This window comes from Weissella sp. ESL1156 (assembly GCF_058505625.1).
The window spans coordinates 746,970-765,880 of sequence record NZ_CP196372.1; the positions used below are offsets into that span (position 1 = coordinate 746,970).

Genomic DNA, 18,911 nt, shown 5'->3' on the forward strand with positions numbered 1-18,911 from the left:
CATTTCGATGCCATCGACAGGAATCGAACCTGCACGAGATTAATCTCACACCGACCTGAACGGTGCGCGTCTGCCAGTTCCGCCACGATGGCATACCCACTCACAACATAATTCACTATATCAGAAATTAATGCGATTGGGTAGCTAATTTAAACATTTTGTTTTGAGAAAGCTGCAAAACTCAATTGCTTTCTGTGTAAATTGTACTGACTGTTTTCATAGCGATGCATTGGAAAATCGTCAGAAACTTGCCAATCGGTCCAATTTTGCTTTAACCGCCATGTTGATAAGATAACTAATTCATGACTGTTATTGGTTCTTTGTAAAACATATGAACTAATAAATCCAGGTGTTTCAACGTCTAAACGGCTTGCATTGTAACGTCGCAAAAAGTTATCTCTTTCTAAGTCATTCAACGTAATAAATGTAAAACTCATCCAACCACGTAATTCATCTGTCTCACCATGGCTAGAAATAATTTCATAACTTGTTGGCACAGCAAAGATAGATGTCTTGCTGGAAGTTTTTTCTAACAATTCATATTTTTGTTGGTCAGAATCATCACGCATTAATAACAATTCACGATCTAAATTTTGATTTCTAACATTTTGCAATACGGCTCGTGAGCCAAAAGTTTCATGTAAGTACTCTGTCATTCGAATATCCCCCGTTTACAGTCGTATGCCATAACATCCATATGTCTATTATAGCTTTATTAACTAAAAAATATACTAAAAGGAAAAATTTTTTATGCCCCTAAAGCGATACTAATTAAACCAATCGCAGCAATACTATTATTTAACATATGTGTTGCCATAGAATATTGAATCTGTTTGGTTTTCTTATATACAATGGCTAAAGAGATTCCCATCAATGAATACTGAATAAAAGCAAATATTTGGAAGTCTTGAAAGACATGGAAATAACCGAACAAGACACCGGAAATTATCACATTTAACCACCATGGACCATCTTTAAAAAAATAATTCAATACAATGCCACGAAAAATCAATTCCTCAACTAAGGGGGCAACAAATACAGCTAAAACAATAACAAAAATTAAAGCAGCGCCACCCTTACGTGCCATTTCTTCTAATGAGGCTTGATTATTTGCAGTAATCTGCTGATGCGTAATAAGTAATTGTAAAATAACTGTTACCATCCCCGCGCCAATAATCATGGCATAGCCATAGCCAATCCAGACGACCTTATTAGCACGAAATGGATGTAATGCCGTTTTAGGTGATTTTTTTTTAACAGCATAGCCTAATATACATACAGTTATCACTGTTAAAATAACAATAACCACTAACATCACAACAATACCAATCGGACTATTTTTACTAAGATGTAACCCATTGACAACACCTTGCTTACTATACGTACTGCCTAACTGAATCAAAAAATCAAGTATAACACCAACAACCAACCAAATTGCCCCTACCATCAGCGTCCCAATTTGTTCAATCTTCTTCATCTTCGTCCTCTCGATCTTTTGGTTGCAAAGCTAATGCTAGTACTGTCATCAATATCGTTGCAAGAATAAACATTATGAATAATCCCAAACCAATGACCCATATTGGCCAGTTTGCCACTTTAGCAAACCATACAAAACCAACAAATACGATAACGACAATAACACTCGCCCCAATTTGGATAGCAAAACGCATACTATGATTCACCCTCCAATACAAATCGATCTAATATTTCTGCAATAGCACCTTCATTATTTGTCCGTGTTGTGATAAATTTTGCAGCATCCTTTATCATTGGAATGCCATTAGCAACACTAACACCTAGGCCAACGGCATTAATCATTTTTAAATCATTATTATTATCACCAGCCGCAATAATTTCAGATGGCTGAATACCTAATTTTTGACCAAGTAATCGTGTTGCAGAGCCTTTATCAACACCTTTCAGATTAAATTCAACATATCGACCTGATGAATAAGTTGCTTCAACACTATCTACTCCAACCGCATTGATAACGGCATCATAAATTTGCTCATGCATTTTTTTATTAGCACTTTCAAAAATTACTTTCATAATCGGCTGCTCAGCATCTAAAAATGATAAATCATCATCTATGATTTTTTCATAATGAACACCTCGTGTTGCCATGTATGTTTTATCTGATTCATTAATATCGTAAATAAATAATTTATCTACTGTATAAATGTGAACGTCGACCTGATGATTTAAATAACCTGCCCGAAATATTTTTTTGGCTAAAGACGTTGGCATATTTTGAGTCATCAAAACTTGATTATTCTTATTTTCAATAATGGCCGCACCATTATATGAAATAACATATTGACCTTGCTTATCAAATAAATTTAACTCTTTTAACATTTGTTGCACTGATTCAAATGATCGACCAGTATTTGGTACAAATTTAAACCCTTTTTCGACTGCCTGTTGTATGGCACGAATATTTTCTGGATGAATTGTACCGTCATCATTTAGAAATGTTTCATCTAAATCAGATACTAGCATTTTATAACTCATAACTCTCTCTTTCTCTCGCATGTATTTCCTATATTTTAACAGAAATATGTTCAAAAAAATGATGTAACTAATAATTATCTGCCAGACAGCAAATTTTGTTTAAAAATTCCTATTATCACTCACTTATATTTTGACTTAATCAACTTGCTATGTCATATTTATTACATTAATAATAAAGGAGATAGTATATGCGTAGTTTTATAAATGAATTTCGTGATTTCATTATGCGGGGTAACGTGATGGATTTAGCAGTTGCGTTCATTATGGGTGCTGCTTTCCAAACTGTTGTTAAGTCCGTTGTTAACGATCTCATCATGCCGCTAATAGGTATTATTACTGGTTCAATTTCATTTTCAAATATTGTTTGGCATGTGGGCTCAGCCAATATTAAAATAGGATCATTTATTGGCACATTGATCACTTTCATTCTAACAAGTTTTGCCGTATTCCTAATTATCAAAGCTATTCGTAAAGCACAATCACTCACTAAAAAGAGCGAAGAAGCGGAAGACGTTGCGCCTGAAACAGAATTAGTCGTACTACAAGAAATTCGTGATGCATTAAATGAAAAAAATCATTAGTTCCTGTTGAACAACATCAAATTATTCATCACGTAAACTAATCACATAATAGAAATTAATTAATTTTAAGAACGCTCTTGTATCAACATTTAACTGAACAAGTACGTTCTTTTTATTTTGTCAAGACGTTGAATTTATTTATTATATTGGCTAATATAGTTATCAGCTGATAAGCTCACTCATGTACTTAATAAGATGAGTATTTGGAGAAAATATAATCCTGAAGGAAGAAGGACTACCATGGTGATTATCACAGCTGGTATGATCGGTGTTGGGAAAACCACACTAACTGATTTAATTGCAAAGCACCTTAAAACACAAGCCTTTTTCGAACCCGTTGGTGAAAATCCTGTGTTGCCACTATATTATGCAGATCCTAAACAATACGGATTTTTGCTACAAATTTACTTTTTAAATAAACGTTTTGCTATGATAAAGAAAGCTTTATCAGATGACAATAACGTTCTAGATCGTTCAATTTATGAAGACGCTCTATTTACACAAGAAAATCACCGCGAAGGTAATATTTCAGATGCTGAATTAAATGTTTACATGACATTATTGAAAAATATGATGTCAGAAATTCAAACAATGAAAAAAGGTCGCCCAGATCTCATGGTGTTTGCTGACGCAGATTTTGACACAATTCTTTATCGTATTAAAAAACGTGGTCGTGATTATGAACAATTTGAAGATAACGCTGAATTACGTCAATATTATTTCAAAATGTGGTCTGCTTATCAAAAGTGGTATGAAGAGTATAATGCTTCACCAAAAATGAAAATTGATTTACAAACCTATGATCTTGAAAATAAAAATAGTCAAAAAATTGTTTTAGACCAAATCGATGCACGCTTAGCAACTTTATCTAAATAAACATAAAAAGGGTTTCAGCTTTTAACTGAAATCCCTTTTTTGTAGATTAAAATGACATACTGTATGATCCAATAAAATTAGGCAATACAGTCGTATTATCGAGATTAGCAATCTGAACTTGCTGCCCTGGTTCAGAAGCAATAACATATTGACCATTACCAATATAAACCGCAACTTGCCATGTCGCACCATGACCACCCCAGAAAAGTAAGTCACCTGGCTGTGCCGTGGCAACAATGTCTGCATTACTTTGCACATCATGCGTTGTCATATAGGCTTCTTCAGCAATCGTATAGGCAGGAATCGTCACGCCAGCCGCATGATAGGCTTGTGCAACTAGCCCAGAACAATCTAGCCCTGATAGTGATTTACCACCCCATACATACGGAATATTTTGTGATGCGTATCTGGTAGCTGCGGTCACAATCGCATTTCGTTGGGTTTGTGTCAGTACTGTTGTCTGAGATTTTTGTAAATTAGTCGTCTCAGTACTATTCGCCGTGTTATTTGTTACCGTTGATGCCCGATTTTGCATAACATCAGAAGATGGTAAAGCACTTAGTACAACATCTCCATTTGTCATAGTTGTTGCTCTCGTTGCATCATTTGTTGCTGATGCAGTCGTCGCAAGTTGTTGCTTCGTTACTGGCGATTGAGCATGAAATACAGCTGATTTTGCAAGTGTTGCGGTGTTCTCAACAGATTGTTGTACAAATTGTGTCGCATCGTCCGTTGTTTGTGTGGCAACAGTATTATTTGTAGCAGACGCCGTCGTCGTACCATCCTGTGCAGCTCCCGAAACAGATGTCGTACTATTATTATAAGTTGCCTCACCATTCGGTACATAAAGTGACTGTCCAATTTGCAACATATTTGTATCAGCATCTGGGTTCGCCGCTTGTAAATCAGCAATAGAAACACCATTCGCTGCCGCAACTTTTGCTAAAGTGTCACCATCTTGAATAGTATAAACACTTGTCGCATCAGACTGTGAGCTTGCACTGTTAGCTTCTGAAACAACGGCATCTTCGGCTGGTGTTGTTGATGCATCCGTTTCAGAATCATCATAATATGAGTTTGTCTGTTTTTGTTGACTACTAGATGAAACTAATGCATTAGCCATCGCTTGAGAAGCGACCACGTTTAAATCAATATTTGCCTTTTTTACTTGTGTTTTCACAGTCTTAACTGTTAGTAAAGCTGATTTTTTGGTCCCTTTTTCTCGAATAACATCTGATTTTGTGGTTATTTGATTCGATTTTTGACCATTTGTCACTTCTTTAACAAATGTTGCAATACTATCTAAATGGGTGACATGCGCTGAATCAGGGGATACATTAACTGCATCTCTGACAGTTGCTTGTACTACTGGTACTTGAGTTGTAGCAACAACGCCCAAAGCACCTACAATGCCAGTAGCAATTACCTTCGTTGAAACCTCTCCCATAGGCACAACTCCTTCCAAATTCTGATTGTTAACCAAAATTTAAATACCCAAACACCAGCCTATATTTAAACTTTATTTAACATTTATATCATACCTTAAATTTCTTTTATTTTTTAGGGGAACGTATGTTCTTTTTTATATTTAGAAAAAGCAAATTTCGAAGAAAATCAAAATTTGCATGATAAACCATATTATTTTCTACGATTCAGTTTAATTTACTGGAAATAGTCTTGTCGCCTTGACTGCTCGTTGCCAACCTTGATACGATTCTTGGATCTGTTTTTGTTGGCCACCCATTGGTGATTTCAATTCAAGATGGCTGTTTTCTGGTAAATGAGCGATATCTTCCCAAAAACCAACACCTAGCCCGGCTAAATAAGCCGCTCCTAAAGCCGTTGTTTCCAATTGTTCTGGTCGCTTAACTGGCTTATTAATTAAATCTGCCTGGAATTGATGTAAGTAATCATTTGCTGCAACGCCACCATCAATAACCAAATTTTTCACTTCAATGCCCGTATCATCCTGCATGGCATCAAGAACGTCTCGCGTTTGATATGCGATGGACTCCAACGTTGCGCGTACAAAATCACCCTTACTTGTTGCTCTCGTCAGTCCAAACATCGCACCTCTGGCATTTTGATCCCAATAAGGAGCACCTAAACCAGTAAAGGCGGGCACCAGATAAATAGGTTCCGGATGTTGCTCACGTGCAATAGTTGCCAACGCTGCTGTTTCTTTTGCATTTTTAATTAGTTGTAAACCATCTCGTAACCACTGAATGGCTGCTCCGGCAATAAAAATTGAACCCTCAAAGGCGTAAGTTACTTGACCATTGATACTATATGCAATTGTTGTTAAAAGGCCGTTTTTTGAAACGGGTATATCTTGACCCGTATTCATGACAATAAATGATCCCGTGCCATATGTATTTTTTACATCGCCCTGATTAAAAGCTTTATGTCCAATTAACGCTGCCTGCTGATCACCCGCAATACCAGCAATTGGTACTTGAATACCAAAAAAAGCATAATCTGCTGTATAACCAAATATACCTGATGAATCTCGAACATCTGGCAATATTGTTTCTGGAATATGGAATTTATCTAATAAGTCCTGATCCCATTGCTTTGTATGAATATTAAACAACATCGTTCGTGATGCATTTGAGTAGTCTGTTGCGTGCACTTGCCCATTTGTTAACTTATATAATAACCAGGTGTCCACAGTTCCAAATAATAAATCTCCTTGTTCTGCACGTTCTCGTGCACCAGGTACATTATCCAGTAACCACATAATTTTCGTTGCTGAAAAATAGGCATCAACCCATAAACCAGTTTTATCATAGATATAATTAGTTAACCCTGCTGCTTTTAAATCTTCTGCGATATGATCACTTTGTTTAGATTGCCAAACAACCGCTGGTGCGATTGGCTCTCCAGTCAAGCGATCCCAAATGATTGTCGTTTCACGCTGATTAGTCAAACCGATACTAGCTACTTTATAAGGCGGTATATTTGCCTTAATGACGACTTCTGCAATGACTTGACGTGCATCTTCCCAAATCGTGTTTGCATCATGCTCGACCCAACCTGGTTTGTTAAAAATCTGCGGTAACTCTTTTTGTGCTGTGGCAATTACCTGCCCCGCTTTATCAAACAACATTGCACGCGTGCTTGTTGTGCCTTGATCCAGCGCCATTATGTATTGCTCAACCATCTATCTTTATCGCTCCTACTATTATTTTTTCACAATCAAACGATGATTGCGCCCCTCATTAATTAAGATAAAAAAAAGATGAAACATTATCTGTTCCATCTTCCATTGTACGAAATTATTTCTCAGAACGCAAAACGCCACCATCCATAAAACGATTTGGTTGCATTTCATTGACGACAACTTTAACATTCTCTCGTGGTACACCGATATGTTTTTCAATGGCAGTCGTCACGTCTGTCATCATTGCTTTCAACTGCTCATCACTACGGCCTGCAACTAAATCAATATGAACCAATGGCATTTTATTATTCCTCGTTAACTTTCTTATTTGTCTAAGTCAATCTTATCAGCTTCTTCACTGATATTCAACGCATCTGTAATTTGTGCCTTTGCTGCTGTACGTTCACGTCGAATTTGTGATTGTAAATCTTCATTCCAAAAATTATTAGAAACTTCCACTGTACTAACAATATTAATAAATGCATTAACATCAACGGACTTAACTAAATTTTGCATTTCAGTTAATTCATAACGTGACAATACCATCATTAATGTTGTATTTGGTTCCTGCGTAAAAGCACCTCGCGATGGTAAAACCGTGATACCACGAATTAATGCTTCCTGTAAGGCTTTAATCACCTCATCAGGATGATTTGTCACAATAAATGCTGTTAACTTTTGATGACGTGTATGAATAGCGTCCACAGATACTGAAGTTGCATAGATACCAATAATCGTATACATTGCATTTTGCCAACCAATAAAAGCACCCGCAACAACAACGATGAAAACATTAATAATCATATTGATCGTCCCAATTGACTTGCCAGTTGTCTTCTGGACAATCATGGCAACTATATCCATACCACCTGTCGAAAAGCCCATTTTGAACGTTAAGCCAATTGATATTCCCAATAGCAAACCACCAAAAAGCCCTGCTAAAATTGGTTCATGTGTCACTAGTGACGTTTTGGGCAAAACAATTTGCATAAATGAAGCGGCGAAATTATTCAAGAAAGACAAGATTGTAAACTCTCGTCCGGCATATATCCAACCAGCAATCGCCAACGGAATATTCGTTGCCATAATAATCGCACCAACTTCAACATGCAGGCCAAAAACAGAATCAAAAAACAAGCTAATCAGTTGCGCCACACCATTGAATCCACCTGAAAAGATGTTGTTGGGAATGAAAAAGTTATTCATTGAAATAGCTACTAAGACGGCGGCTAATATAAACACAATCGCCTTCATACTATACTCACGTATCCGTGCCGTTGTCACAATATCTGCCTCCTATCTAAACCAAAATCATTTTTCTATTATCACATAAAAAATCGTAATATTCCAGATAGAAAAATAATTTTGCTAATTTTTTAAAATTAATCATTACATAACAGCCACGCATTGAAAATCCATACTGTCAATACGTGGCTGTTATGTCTATTTAATCATTTAATTTTGCCAAATACGCGATATTTTTCTTATCGTCAAAATCTTTTTCAGATTTTGCAATAACGATGGATGCCGTTGAATTACCAACAACATTAACGACTGTTCGTCCCATATCAACTAACCGATCAACACCCGCAATAAAAGCAAGTCCTTGGGCTGGTACACCAATCGACGAAACGGTTGCTAGTAACACCACAAATGATGCGCCAGGAACACCAGCCATTCCCTTAGAAGTAATCATCAATACAACTAACAACGTTATTTGTTGCGTTAGCGATAAATGAATATTGTACGCTTGTGCCATAAATAGTGCACCAATTGCTTGATAAATTGCTGAACCATCTAAATTAAACGTATAACCTGTTGGCACCACAAATGAGACAACTCCCTGACTAACCCCAAATTTTTCCATTTTAGAAACAATTCGAGGTAAAGTTGCTTCTGATGAAGCAGTTGTAAAGGCCAAAATAATTTCTTCTCTTAAGACTTTAAATAAATTAAAAACATTCACATGATAAAAGCGCAACACGAGACCTAAAATAACTACCATGAAAATTAGCATCGTTAAATAAGCAACAAAAATAAAGTAACCCAATGACTAGAGTGATTTCAACCCCATCTGGGCAACTGTCGCTCCGATTAACGCACCAACACCAATTGGTGCTAACTGCATCACCCAATTAGTTACCTTAAACATAACCTCTGCCACTGCATCCAACAAATCAATAATAATTTGCCCTTTTTGACCAATTGCTGCTGTTCCTAAACCAAAAAAACAGAGAACAAAATAACTTGTAACATCTTACTATCTGCTAGCGACGCAAAGAAATTAGTTGGAACAATATCCATAATCGTTGTCCAAACGCTACCTGTGCCCGCTGACTTAGCGGTCGCCAAATAACTACTGATATTTGTGGATTGAAGATGGTGGATGTCAACATGTGCTCCTGGTTCAAAGACATTTCCAGCAATCATTCCTAGAATAATAGCAATGGTTGACAATATCTCAAAGTAAATCAGTGTTTTCAATCCAACACGACCTAGTTTACGCATATCACCCATTTTAGCAATGCTCACCGTCAAACTTGAAACAACAATTGGTAACACAATCATTTGAATCAAACCAATAAACATTGTCCCGATATTTTGCATAGCTGTAATGGCTACTTTATTTTGAAAGAAAATAACACCTAAAATAATACCGATAATTAAACCAAAAACAATCCGCCAACCTAAGCCAATATTGCGCTTTTCTCTTTTTATTTTACCACTCGCAGTCACAATTCTTCCCCCTCTTAATACAGTTATCTAACAAAAAAAAGGCCAACCCCCAGAGGTTGGCCTTTCTTCGCTAATAGTTTACCCTTATTAGCCGCGGCGTGCTTCTGAAATACGAGCAGCCTTTCCATGCAATGCACGTAAGTAATACAACTTTGCACGACGTACGCGTCCATGGCGGATTACTTCAATTTTATCAACACGTGGTGAGTGCAATGGGAACGTACGCTCCACACCAACACCACTTGAAATCTTACGAACAGTATAAGTAGCTTGAATACCAGTACCCTTACGCTTAATGACAACACCCTCAAACATTTGGATACGTTCACGTGAACCTTCGACAATACGTGCGTGAACACGAACCGAGTCTCCGGCACGGAATTCTGGAATATCTGTACGTAATTGGTCAGCAACCAACTTCTCTAATAAAGCGTTTTGACGCATAATTAATTCTCCTCTTCGACAATCATTTCACCACCCGGCCAGCGGATTATCGGGTTTATTTTGTGCTACGAAGCACCGATTAAAATCATATCATATTATTTACAACATCACAAGCTAAAGCTTAATCAGTTGTTTGTTCTTCCTGCTTAATGTCATTTAATAATTGACGGTCACTACTTGTTAATGGATAATTCAATAACAAATCAGGACGCCGTTGATAAGTACGGCGAAGAGCCTCTTTATGTTTCCATTTAGCAATATTGGCATGATGACCTGATAAAAGCACAGATGGCACTTGTAATCCTCTGAAGTCCGCTGGACGTGTATATTGTGGATACTCAAGTAGTCCTGTAGAAAAAGATTCATCCACAGCAGATCGATCGTCCCCTAAAGCTTCATCTAATAGTCGCACAGTTGCATCAACAACAACCATTGCTCCTAGTTCACCACCTGTAAGGACAAAATCACCTAAAGAGACTTCATCATCAACGAGTGTTCGAATACGTTCATCATACCCTTCATAATGACCCGCAATAATGGTTAAATGATCTTCTTTTGCAAATTCTTCTGCCACTGATTGATTAAATGTTTTACCAGCAGGATCCATTAGAATCACACGACCACGATTACCAGCATCCTTTTCAACGGCATCCATTGCATCAAATAAAGGTTGTGGCATCAGTAGCATCCCTTGACCACCACCATATATTTCGTCATCAACTTTATGATGTTTATTTGTTGTATAATTTCTAAAATCAGTGACATTAAAGTCCACTAAACCTCGTTCAACCGTTTTACCAATAATTGATTCACGCATCGGCGCAAACATATTGGGAAATAAACTTAATACATCAATTCGCATATTTAAATTTCCTCTAGCAAATTTACATTCGCCGTGCCGGCTTCTAAATCAACTGCTGTCACAACATCCGCAATAAATGGTAACAACATATCTTCCTTACCTTCTGTTTTAACAACCCAAACATCATTAGCCGGCATTGGCAAAATTTCACTCACTTTGCCAATCATTGTCATCGTTGCATTATCAATAATCTTTAGACCAATAATTTCATGATAATAAAATTCACCATCTGGTAAATCTTGTTGCAACGTATCAGTTACCATGACATCACAATCTTTATATTGTTCAACATCATTAATATTGTTCATACCAGTAAAACTAACCAATATAAATTGTTTATGTTGGCGAGTCGTTGCAATTTTTACTGACACATCTCCTCGTTTTGTCTGGATAACCAATTCTTGGCCTTTTTGAAATCGTTCCGCTGGAAAATCTGTCGTTGGCATGATTCGCACTTCACCTCGAATACCATGTGTATTCACGATTCTACCCACTTTATAAAGTGCCATGTTTTCTTCCTTTTCATTCGTTATATTAATTGTAGTATACCAGTAAAATAAAGTTAACTAAATAGGTAATTCGTTAAATTGATATCACCTTATTAATTGTTTCCGAGCCACAAATCAATTTTGCAATATTTATTTTGAAAAACATTTTGCTGTTTTATCCAGTCAAACTGTCGCACTTTCCTCAAAAAAATCTAAACTCATCAACACTAATATCATGAATCCAATCTAATAGACACAAAAAAGGGAACTCAATGCTGAGTCCCCTTTTTACAACTTATTTTGAATACTTTGCGTTATGGTACTTCTCCATAATGCCAGCATTTGAAAGCAAGTTTTTAACAGTATCTGATGGTTGTGCACCATTGTTCAACCATGACAAGATTAGTTCTTCGTCTAACTTAACTTCTGATGGTTGTACCAGTGGATTGTAAGTTCCAACTGTCTCAATAAAACGGCCATCACGAGGTGAACGTGAATCAGCAACAACGATACGATATACAGGGTGCTTCTTTGAACCCATGCGCTTTAAGCGAATTTTAACTGCCATATTTTAAATAATTCCTCCAGTCGTTTTCTACAAATATCACTATAACAGACTTAAGCAGTGCTGTAAAGTGTTTTCCCTTTACACTTTATCATTAACGACGTTTCTTTTTATTTTTACGAATTTTTCGTGCCATTTGCTTCATTGCAATATTAGCCATTTTCCCTTTCATACCGCCACTGTTTCCAGGGAAACCTGCGCCACTACCACCCATGGCATTCATCATTTGTTCCATGCCAGCCATGTTACCATTCATAACGCCACTCATCATCTTTTTCATTTGATTAAATTGTTTCACCATACGATTAACTTCAACAACTGGGCGACCTGCACCAGCTGCTAAGCGACGCTTTCTTGATGGATTTAACACATCTGGATTTTCACGTTCTTCTGGCGTCATTGACATCACAATTGCTCGGATATGTGCCATATCTTTGGGATCAATTCTGGCATTTTTAAGAGCTGGATTATTAGCCATACCAGGAATCATCTTCATAATATCTTCTAAAGGTCCCATATTTTGTAGTTGATCCATTTGATCAATGAAATCATTAAAATCAAACGTATTTGATTTCATTTTTTCCATTGTTTCAGCGGCTTCTTTTTCGTCGTAATCTTTTTGTGCTTTTTCAATCAGTGTGAGTAAGTCACCCATGCCCAAAATACGACTAGCCATCCGATCTGGATAGAAAATATCCAAATCAGTCATTTTTTCACCTTGACCAACAAATTTAATCGGCTTACCTGTTACTGCACGAATTGATAGAGCAGCTCCACCACGAGTATCACCGTCTAACTTGGTCAATACAACACCAGAAATATCTAAACGATCATTAAATCCTTCAGCCGTTTCAACAGCATTTTGACCAGTCATCGCATCAACAACCAATAGAATTTCATCAGGGTGTGCAATGTCCTTAATATCTGCTAATTCTTGCATCAATGCTTCGTCAATCTGTAAACGACCAGCCGCATCAATAAAAACATAATCAGACTTTAATTCTGTTGCTTTTTCCATACCCGCTTGAACAATTTTGCGTGGATCAACGTCTGTTCCCATATCAAAAACGGGTACATCAATTTGTTCACCCAAAGTCTTTAATTGTTCAATGGCAGCAGGGCGATAAACGTCAGCTGCAATCATTAACGGACGCGCATTTTGCTCTTCTTTAAGCTTTAATGCTAGTTTACCAGCCGTTGTTGTTTTACCAGCTCCTTGTAAACCAACCATCATAATAACAGTTGGTATTTTTGGTGACTTATTTAATGGGACAGCCGATTCTCCCATCATGGCTGTTAATTCATCATTAACGATTGAAACAATTTGTTGGGCAGGATTTAATCCCTCTAAAACCTTAGCCCCCGCTGCTTTTTCACGAACACTTCGGACAAAATCTTTAACAACTTTAAAGTTAACATCAGCTTCAAGTAATGCCAACCGAATTTCACGCATTGTTTCACGCAAATCTGCATCTGTAACTTTTCCTTTACGTCGTAAACCACTTAAGGCTTTTTGTAGTCGATCTGTTAAACCTTCAAAGGCCATTATCTTACTCCTCTTCTAATGTAACTAATTGGATAGCTAAACGGACCAACGTTTCGTCAGTTGGATAATGATTTTTTATATAATCATTCAAGTTATCCGCTGCTTGTTGTCTACTCTGATAATCATTATAGAGATGTAGTTTTTTTTCATAACTTTCCAGTAATTGCGTACTCCTCTTAATATTATCATAGACTGCTTGACGAGAAACATGATATTCCTCAGCAATTTCCCCCAAAGAATAATCATCTGCATAATATAGTTGTAAATAACTATTCTGCTTTGCTGTTAGTAGGGGTTGATAAAAATCGAACAACATATTCAACCGCATACTTTTTTCCAATTCCATTATTTGGTCTCCGTTAATAAACTACCAAACAGACTCTTGGCAAAATCATTCGCTTCAAATGGTTGGATATCTGTAACCTTTTCACCCAAGCCAACCCACTTTACTGGTAAGTGGAGTTCATTACGAATCGGTAAAATAATACCACCTTTTGCTGTACCATCCAATTTTGTAAGGACAATACCCGTAACATCTGTTGAATCTTTAAACAATTTTGCCTGTTGTACAGCATTTTGACCCGTAGTTGCGTCTAACGTTAACAATACTTCCTGTGGTTCATTTGGTAATTCACGCGTAATCACACGCTTCATTTTTGATAACTCTTGCATAAGATTAACATTATTTTGCAAACGGCCAGCCGTATCAACAAACAAAATGTCTGCATGTGTCTCAATTGCAGTACGAACACCATCATAGACAACTGATGCTGGATCGGATTTCGCATTTCCAGTAACAACTGGAATACCATTACGCTCACCCCACACAACTAATTGTTCAGTTGCACCAGCACGAAATGTATCGGCTGCCGCCAAAACAACCTTTTTACCAGCACGTTTATAGTAGGCTGACAACTTACCAATTGTCGTCGTCTTACCAACACCGTTAACACCAACCAATAACACAACCGTTGGTCCTTCTGATGCAAAATGCATAGAAGCATCCTCGTTAATGCCTTGTGTTTGATATAAATCAACTAGCTTATCAACAATCACTTTAGAGATATCTTGTTTACTTTTAGCATTTTGTAATTTTACTTCATCGCGTAATTCTTCAGTTAGTTGGATAGCTGTTTGTGCACCAACATCTGCACCAATCAAAGTTTCTTCTAAATCTTCAAAAAATTCTTCATCAACAGATCGAAATTTTGCCATAAACGTATTCCAACGTTCTGACCAAGTCTTTTTCGTTTTATTTAATCCCGTATCTAACTTTTCACTAGCGTTTTCTGTTTCTGTTTCTGTTTCTGTTTCTGTTTCTGTTTCTGTTTCTGTTTCTGTTTCTGTTTCTGTTTCTGTTTCTGTTTCTGTTTCTGTTTCTGTTTCTGTTTCTAAAGTGTTGACCTTGGGCAAAATAATGTCAACTGCTTGACCAGGTGTTGGTTGCAAGATTTCTACTTTGACAGCCTCAACTGGTGGCATCTCATTTTCCCAACTACTTGGGAACAATACTTCAACTTCAACGGTTTTTACTGGCTTTTTCCTAAAAAAATCAAATAATCCCATGATTAATTTATCTCCTAACTTTCTACCAGAGTTTCATCCAAATCAGTTAGATTAACTGACACCATGGTTGAGACGCCCGGTTCTTGCATGGTTACACCATAAAGAACATCTGCCTGAGTCATCGTTCCTTTACGGTGTGTGATAACGATAAATTGCGTTTGATGATTGACTTCATGAAGATAATTTGCAAATCGATCAACATTTGCTTCATCTAGTGCTGCCTCTGTTTCATCAAGAATGGCGAATGGTACAGGCCGAACAGCCAAAATCGCAAATAATAAGCTAATTGCCGTTAATGCCTTTTCACCACCTGATAATAAACTTAATTGTTGCCGTTTTTTTCCAGGTGGCTGAACTTCAATATTAATGCCTGTGGTTAATAGATTTTCTGGATCTGTTAATACTAGTGAAGCCTGTCCACCACCAAACATTTTAACAAAAATTTGCGTAAATTGTGTTGCAATGGCATCAAAAGTCGTCTGAAAGCGGGTTATCACTTCCGTGTCCATTTCAGCCATCGTTTCTTGCAAATTATCCCTTGCTGAAATGAGATCATCTTTTTGCTGTGTTAAAAAATCATAGCGTTCTTTAACTGTTTGATACTCTTCAACAGCATTCAAATTAACATGACCAATTTCATTTAACCCTTGTTTTAATAATTTCAATTTCGTGCGAATGGTATCAATATCAATATCTAAAAGCTCCGATTTTGCAAACTCAAACGATGTATCATAGGTTGTTTCCAAAGTTTGTTCATTCGTATTAATTGATGATCGTAATTCACCTAAGCGCCCATCAAATTGAGACATAATCGTTACCGTGTTATTAACGGTATCTTGTGCCATACTAAGTTCTGCGTTAAGCGTATCATGTTGTGCTTGAATATGTTGTAATTTTGCTTGCACATCTGCTAATGACTGCGTCACTTTTATTTTCTCAGTTTGTGTCTGCTTTAAGCGATGTGCCAATTTTTCTTGAACATCATTTTCATTTTGCGTTAAATCTTGTAATTGTTGTTCAATTGTCGTGATTTGTCGTTGTTCAGCAGTTTTTTGTTCATACAAATCTTTTTTTCGAACCGCTAACGATGATAAGACTGCTTCAGATTTTGCTAAAGCTGACTCCAAATCACTGATTTTTTTATCAGCTATCGTAATTTCATTTTGAATATCTTTTTGATCACTTAATTGCTCATCCAACATTTGCTGAAGGGCTTGTTGTTTATTAGATAAATCTGCAATCAATTGTGTATTTTGATCAACAGACATTTTTTGATTTTGTGCATCTGCAACCAATTGATGTTCATATTGTAAAGCAGCCTGCTCTTTTTTTACTTGACTAAGTGTTGATTCTGCTAATTGTAAGTTAGCTTTTGCAGTTTGTGATTGCTCATTGGTTTTTAATACAGCAACTTGTTGCTGATTAAAACTGTCAGTTATCTCCTTTAAAGCGGCATCTAAATCTTTAACATGTTTCTCCAATGCCAAAGTTGTTTGATGCAGATCATTTTCTTGACGATTTAATTTTGCAATTTCATTTTTTTGTGATAGTAACCCATTGCCATGTTGCCTAGTCGCCCCACCAGTCATTGAACCACCAGCATTCATTATTTGCCCATCCAAGGTTACTAATCGTACACGATGTTGCAATGTTTTAGCCATCTTAATAGCCGCTGACATATCAACAACAACAATTGTCATGCCAAGTAAATTAGCAATAATGTTTTTATATGCTTCATCTGACTGAACTAAATCAGACGCGACACCAACAAACCCTGTTAACGATTGTGCTGTCTTTAATTGCTGATCAGAAATGCGCCGTGCTTTAATCGCTGTTTGCGGTAAAAAGGTTACTCTGCCTAAACGATGCTTTGCTAAATATTGGATTGCTGTTTTTCCAACTTGTTCATCTCGAACAACAACATGTTGTAAGGCTGAACCTAAAGCCGTTTCAATCGCGATTCGATGAGTGTCTGACACAGTAATCAAGTCAGCAATTACACCTTGAATACCCGAAAATTGTTGTTCGGCTTTCATCAAATTTTTAACACCTTGATAGTAACCATCATAATTTTCAGCTAAATGCTTCAGTGATTGTAAACGCGTACTCAATCGCTGTTCTTGTTCCATTTGCTTAAACCATTCTTGACGTACACTATTTCGTTGTTGTTCCAGTTGTTGTCCTTGTAATTTAATTTTTTCGAAAATCTGTTGTGCTTCAATTAACTCTTTTGTCGCAACATTCAGACGGGTAGTCTTATCTGCAACTCGTGTCTGAGCATCTGTTAGTCGCTGTGCCACTTGTTGTACACGCTGTTGTAATCGCAAAGATTCAGCATCACTACGTTTGGTTTCTTGTGCCAAATAATTTTGCTCATTTTTAGCACTAGTCAAGTCTTGCATAGTTGCTACCAAGTCACGACGTGTTTCTTCAATTTGCTGTGTAATTTTTGCTAACTTTGTCCGTGGATGCAAATCAAGCACTTGTGCCCTTGATTGGTCATATTGCTTGTATTTAGCTTGCTGATCAGCTAATTCGTGTGCACATTGCTGATAAGCCTTTTCTAAAACAGTCAATCTATCTAACGCTGCTTGGTGTCGTTCAGTCAAATCTTTTGTCGTTTTGAAACGATTTTTATGGCGTTCAGCCTGGACATTTTGTTCACCAGTTAATTGCTCAACTTGTTGTGTGGTAACAACTAATTTTGCTTGCAATGTTTGTTGTTGCGTATTTAATTGTGTCTGTTCCTCATCAAGATGTTGTAATTTTTGCTTCTTTTCATGTAAAACCAGTTGTTGCTGCTCATAATTAGCCTTTTCTGCTGTTGATTTTGCAGTCAAATTTTCCTTTTCTTCGTACCAATCTAACAATTCAAGTACCAAACGTGATTGGTCCAATTGATCATACGAAGCTTTTGTTGTTAAATAGTCCTGCGCTTTGGCTGACTCTTTTGCTAAAGGTTCAACACGTCCCTGTAATTCATATAAAATGTCTGCCACACGTGTTAAATTATCATAAACATCAACTAATTCTTTTTCTGCTTTATCTTTATTTTGCTTATATTTATAAACACCTGCCACATCTTCAATAATACTGCGACGTTCAATTGGTTTTTCACTAAAAACACTTTCAACTCGACCTTGTGAGATAATTGAAAAACTTTCACGTCCTAATCCGGAATCCATAAATAATTCGTGAATATCTCTTAAACGAACTGTTACACCATTGATTTGATAATTGGAATCACCATTTCGATATAAAGTTCGTTTAATCGTTATCTCTGAATACTCTGAATTCAAATAATGATCAGTATTATCAAATGTAATTGCCACCTCAGCACGATTTAATGGCGCCCTTTTTGAAGTACCATCAAAAATGACATCTGCCATTTTGTCGCCACGTAATCCTTTTGCTGACTGTTCACCCATTACCCAGCGGATTGCCTCAATAATATTAGACTTTCCGGACCCATTGGGACCAACAACCCCGGTAATACCTGGCATAAATTCAATTTTGGTTCGTTCGGCAAACGACTTAAAACCAGTTATTTCCAAAGTTTTTAATTTCATTTTA

At 36.8% G+C, this 18,911-nt stretch carries 18 protein-coding genes, 1 tRNA gene and 1 pseudogene; 2 read left to right on the plus strand and 18 right to left on the minus strand.

Translation table 11 applies throughout. The features are described from left to right. Positions 1–8: 8 nt before the first annotated feature. From ACSKY2_RS03710 to ACSKY2_RS03730, 5 genes are all read right to left on the minus strand, one after another. A tRNA-Leu gene (locus ACSKY2_RS03710) sits at positions 9–92 on the minus strand. Positions 93–149: 57 nt separating this feature from the next. Then, a complete protein-coding gene (locus tag ACSKY2_RS03715) occupies positions 150–656 on the minus strand; it encodes an antibiotic biosynthesis monooxygenase family protein (protein WP_489841058.1) in 507 nt (168 codons plus the stop codon). 92 nt (positions 657–748) lie between these two features. Beyond that, on the minus strand, positions 749–1,477 hold the full coding sequence (locus ACSKY2_RS03720; protein ID WP_489878187.1) for a CPBP family intramembrane glutamic endopeptidase: 729 nt from the start codon (positions 1,475–1,477) through the stop codon (positions 749–751). Then, positions 1,464–1,670, minus strand: coding sequence for a hypothetical protein (locus ACSKY2_RS03725; protein ID WP_489878188.1), 207 nt, complete (start codon positions 1,668–1,670; stop codon positions 1,464–1,466). Before ACSKY2_RS03725 ends, ACSKY2_RS03720 begins: the two co-directional genes overlap by 14 nt. 1 nt (position 1,671) lies before the next feature. Then, positions 1,672–2,511 carry a Cof-type HAD-IIB family hydrolase gene (locus ACSKY2_RS03730; RefSeq protein ID WP_489878189.1) on the minus strand — a complete coding sequence of 280 codons (840 nt, stop codon included), beginning with the start codon at positions 2,509–2,511 and terminating at the stop codon, positions 1,672–1,674. A 188-nt stretch (positions 2,512–2,699) separates the two neighbouring features. Here ACSKY2_RS03730 and mscL point away from each other — a divergent pair, with 188 nt between their 5' ends. After that, positions 2,700–3,092, plus strand: coding sequence for a large conductance mechanosensitive channel protein MscL (mscL, locus tag ACSKY2_RS03735; protein WP_489878190.1), 393 nt, complete (start codon positions 2,700–2,702; stop codon positions 3,090–3,092). A gap of 240 nt (positions 3,093–3,332) precedes the next feature. Continuing rightward, a complete protein-coding gene (locus ACSKY2_RS03740) occupies positions 3,333–3,968 on the plus strand; it encodes a deoxynucleoside kinase (protein ID WP_489841053.1) in 636 nt (211 codons plus the stop codon). A gap of 46 nt (positions 3,969–4,014) precedes the next feature. On the opposite strand, the gene ACSKY2_RS03745 is transcribed toward ACSKY2_RS03740, so the two are convergent. From ACSKY2_RS03745 to smc, 13 genes and pseudogenes are all read right to left on the minus strand, one after another. Beyond that, positions 4,015–5,415, minus strand: a complete 1,401-nt coding sequence (locus tag ACSKY2_RS03745) for a C40 family peptidase (protein ID WP_489878191.1) — start codon at positions 5,413–5,415, stop codon at positions 4,015–4,017. Between the two features lie 210 nt (positions 5,416–5,625). Then, entirely contained in the window at positions 5,626–7,131 is a 1,506-nt protein-coding gene (glpK, locus tag ACSKY2_RS03750) for a glycerol kinase GlpK (RefSeq protein ID WP_489878192.1), read from the minus strand. A gap of 115 nt (positions 7,132–7,246) precedes the next feature. Then, positions 7,247–7,459, minus strand: a complete 213-nt coding sequence (gene thmT, locus ACSKY2_RS03755; protein WP_489878229.1) for a 2-hydroxymuconate tautomerase — start codon at positions 7,457–7,459, stop codon at positions 7,247–7,249. Further along, the gene (locus ACSKY2_RS03760) at positions 7,456–8,415 is read right to left on the minus strand and encodes a YitT family protein (protein ID WP_489841050.1); all 960 of its coding nucleotides are present in this window, start codon (positions 8,413–8,415) and stop codon (positions 7,456–7,458) included. Before ACSKY2_RS03760 ends, thmT begins: the two co-directional genes overlap by 4 nt. 163 nt (positions 8,416–8,578) lie before the next feature. Then, positions 8,579–9,849, minus strand: a pseudogene (locus tag ACSKY2_RS03765) (dicarboxylate/amino acid:cation symporter). 105 nt (positions 9,850–9,954) lie between these two features. After that, the gene (gene rplS / locus ACSKY2_RS03770) at positions 9,955–10,311 is read right to left on the minus strand and encodes a 50S ribosomal protein L19 (RefSeq protein ID WP_489841048.1); all 357 of its coding nucleotides are present in this window, start codon (positions 10,309–10,311) and stop codon (positions 9,955–9,957) included. 121 nt (positions 10,312–10,432) lie between these two features. Further along, positions 10,433–11,173: a tRNA (guanosine(37)-N1)-methyltransferase TrmD gene (gene trmD / locus ACSKY2_RS03775; RefSeq protein WP_489878193.1), complete on the minus strand. Its 741-nt coding sequence runs from the start codon at positions 11,171–11,173 to the stop codon at positions 10,433–10,435. A gap of 2 nt (positions 11,174–11,175) precedes the next feature. Then, a complete protein-coding gene (gene rimM, locus ACSKY2_RS03780) occupies positions 11,176–11,682 on the minus strand; it encodes a ribosome maturation factor RimM (RefSeq protein ID WP_489841046.1) in 507 nt (168 codons plus the stop codon). Positions 11,683–11,956: 274 nt separating this feature from the next. Continuing rightward, positions 11,957–12,229 carry a 30S ribosomal protein S16 gene (rpsP, locus tag ACSKY2_RS03785; RefSeq protein WP_489841045.1) on the minus strand — a complete coding sequence of 91 codons (273 nt, stop codon included), beginning with the start codon at positions 12,227–12,229 and terminating at the stop codon, positions 11,957–11,959. 91 nt (positions 12,230–12,320) lie between these two features. Next, positions 12,321–13,772, minus strand: coding sequence for a signal recognition particle protein (gene ffh / locus ACSKY2_RS03790; protein WP_489878194.1), 1,452 nt, complete (start codon positions 13,770–13,772; stop codon positions 12,321–12,323). 4 nt (positions 13,773–13,776) lie between these two features. Beyond that, the gene (locus ACSKY2_RS03795; RefSeq protein WP_489841043.1) at positions 13,777–14,118 is read right to left on the minus strand and encodes a putative DNA-binding protein; all 342 of its coding nucleotides are present in this window, start codon (positions 14,116–14,118) and stop codon (positions 13,777–13,779) included. After that, a complete protein-coding gene (ftsY, locus tag ACSKY2_RS03800) occupies positions 14,118–15,338 on the minus strand; it encodes a signal recognition particle-docking protein FtsY (protein WP_489878195.1) in 1,221 nt (406 codons plus the stop codon). The genes ACSKY2_RS03795 and ftsY overlap by 1 nt, the downstream gene beginning before the upstream one ends. 14 nt (positions 15,339–15,352) lie before the next feature. Then, a complete protein-coding gene (gene smc, locus ACSKY2_RS03805) occupies positions 15,353–18,907 on the minus strand; it encodes a chromosome segregation protein SMC (protein ID WP_489878196.1) in 3,555 nt (1,184 codons plus the stop codon). Between the last annotated feature and the right edge of the window lie 4 nt (positions 18,908–18,911).

Excerpts from the sequence above, each read along its gene's own strand:
- ACSKY2_RS03715 (WP_489841058.1), bottom strand. The coding sequence starts at position 656 with ATGACAGAGTACTTACATGAAACTTTTGGCTCACGAGCCGTATTGCAA.
- ACSKY2_RS03720 (WP_489878187.1), bottom strand. The coding sequence starts at position 1,477 with ATGAAGAAGATTGAACAAATTGGGACGCTGATGGTAGGGGCAATTTGG.
- ACSKY2_RS03725 (WP_489878188.1), bottom strand. The coding sequence starts at position 1,670 with ATGCGTTTTGCTATCCAAATTGGGGCGAGTGTTATTGTCGTTATCGTA.
- ACSKY2_RS03730 (WP_489878189.1), bottom strand. The coding sequence starts at position 2,511 with ATGAGTTATAAAATGCTAGTATCTGATTTAGATGAAACATTTCTAAAT.
- mscL (WP_489878190.1), top strand. The coding sequence starts at position 2,700 with ATGCGTAGTTTTATAAATGAATTTCGTGATTTCATTATGCGGGGTAAC.
- ACSKY2_RS03740 (WP_489841053.1), top strand. The coding sequence starts at position 3,333 with ATGGTGATTATCACAGCTGGTATGATCGGTGTTGGGAAAACCACACTA.
- ACSKY2_RS03745 (WP_489878191.1), bottom strand. The coding sequence starts at position 5,415 with ATGGGAGAGGTTTCAACGAAGGTAATTGCTACTGGCATTGTAGGTGCT.
- glpK (WP_489878192.1), bottom strand. The coding sequence starts at position 7,131 with ATGGTTGAGCAATACATAATGGCGCTGGATCAAGGCACAACAAGCACG.
- rplS (WP_489841048.1), bottom strand. The coding sequence starts at position 10,311 with ATGCGTCAAAACGCTTTATTAGAGAAGTTGGTTGCTGACCAATTACGT.
- trmD (WP_489878193.1), bottom strand. The coding sequence starts at position 11,173 with ATGCGAATTGATGTATTAAGTTTATTTCCCAATATGTTTGCGCCGATG.
- rimM (WP_489841046.1), bottom strand. The coding sequence starts at position 11,682 with ATGGCACTTTATAAAGTGGGTAGAATCGTGAATACACATGGTATTCGA.
- rpsP (WP_489841045.1), bottom strand. The coding sequence starts at position 12,229 with ATGGCAGTTAAAATTCGCTTAAAGCGCATGGGTTCAAAGAAGCACCCT.
- ffh (WP_489878194.1), bottom strand. The coding sequence starts at position 13,772 with ATGGCCTTTGAAGGTTTAACAGATCGACTACAAAAAGCCTTAAGTGGT.
- ACSKY2_RS03795 (WP_489841043.1), bottom strand. The coding sequence starts at position 14,118 with ATGGAATTGGAAAAAAGTATGCGGTTGAATATGTTGTTCGATTTTTAT.
- ftsY (WP_489878195.1), bottom strand. The coding sequence starts at position 15,338 with ATGGGATTATTTGATTTTTTTAGGAAAAAGCCAGTAAAAACCGTTGAA.
- smc (WP_489878196.1), bottom strand. The coding sequence starts at position 18,907 with ATGAAATTAAAAACTTTGGAAATAACTGGTTTTAAGTCGTTTGCCGAA.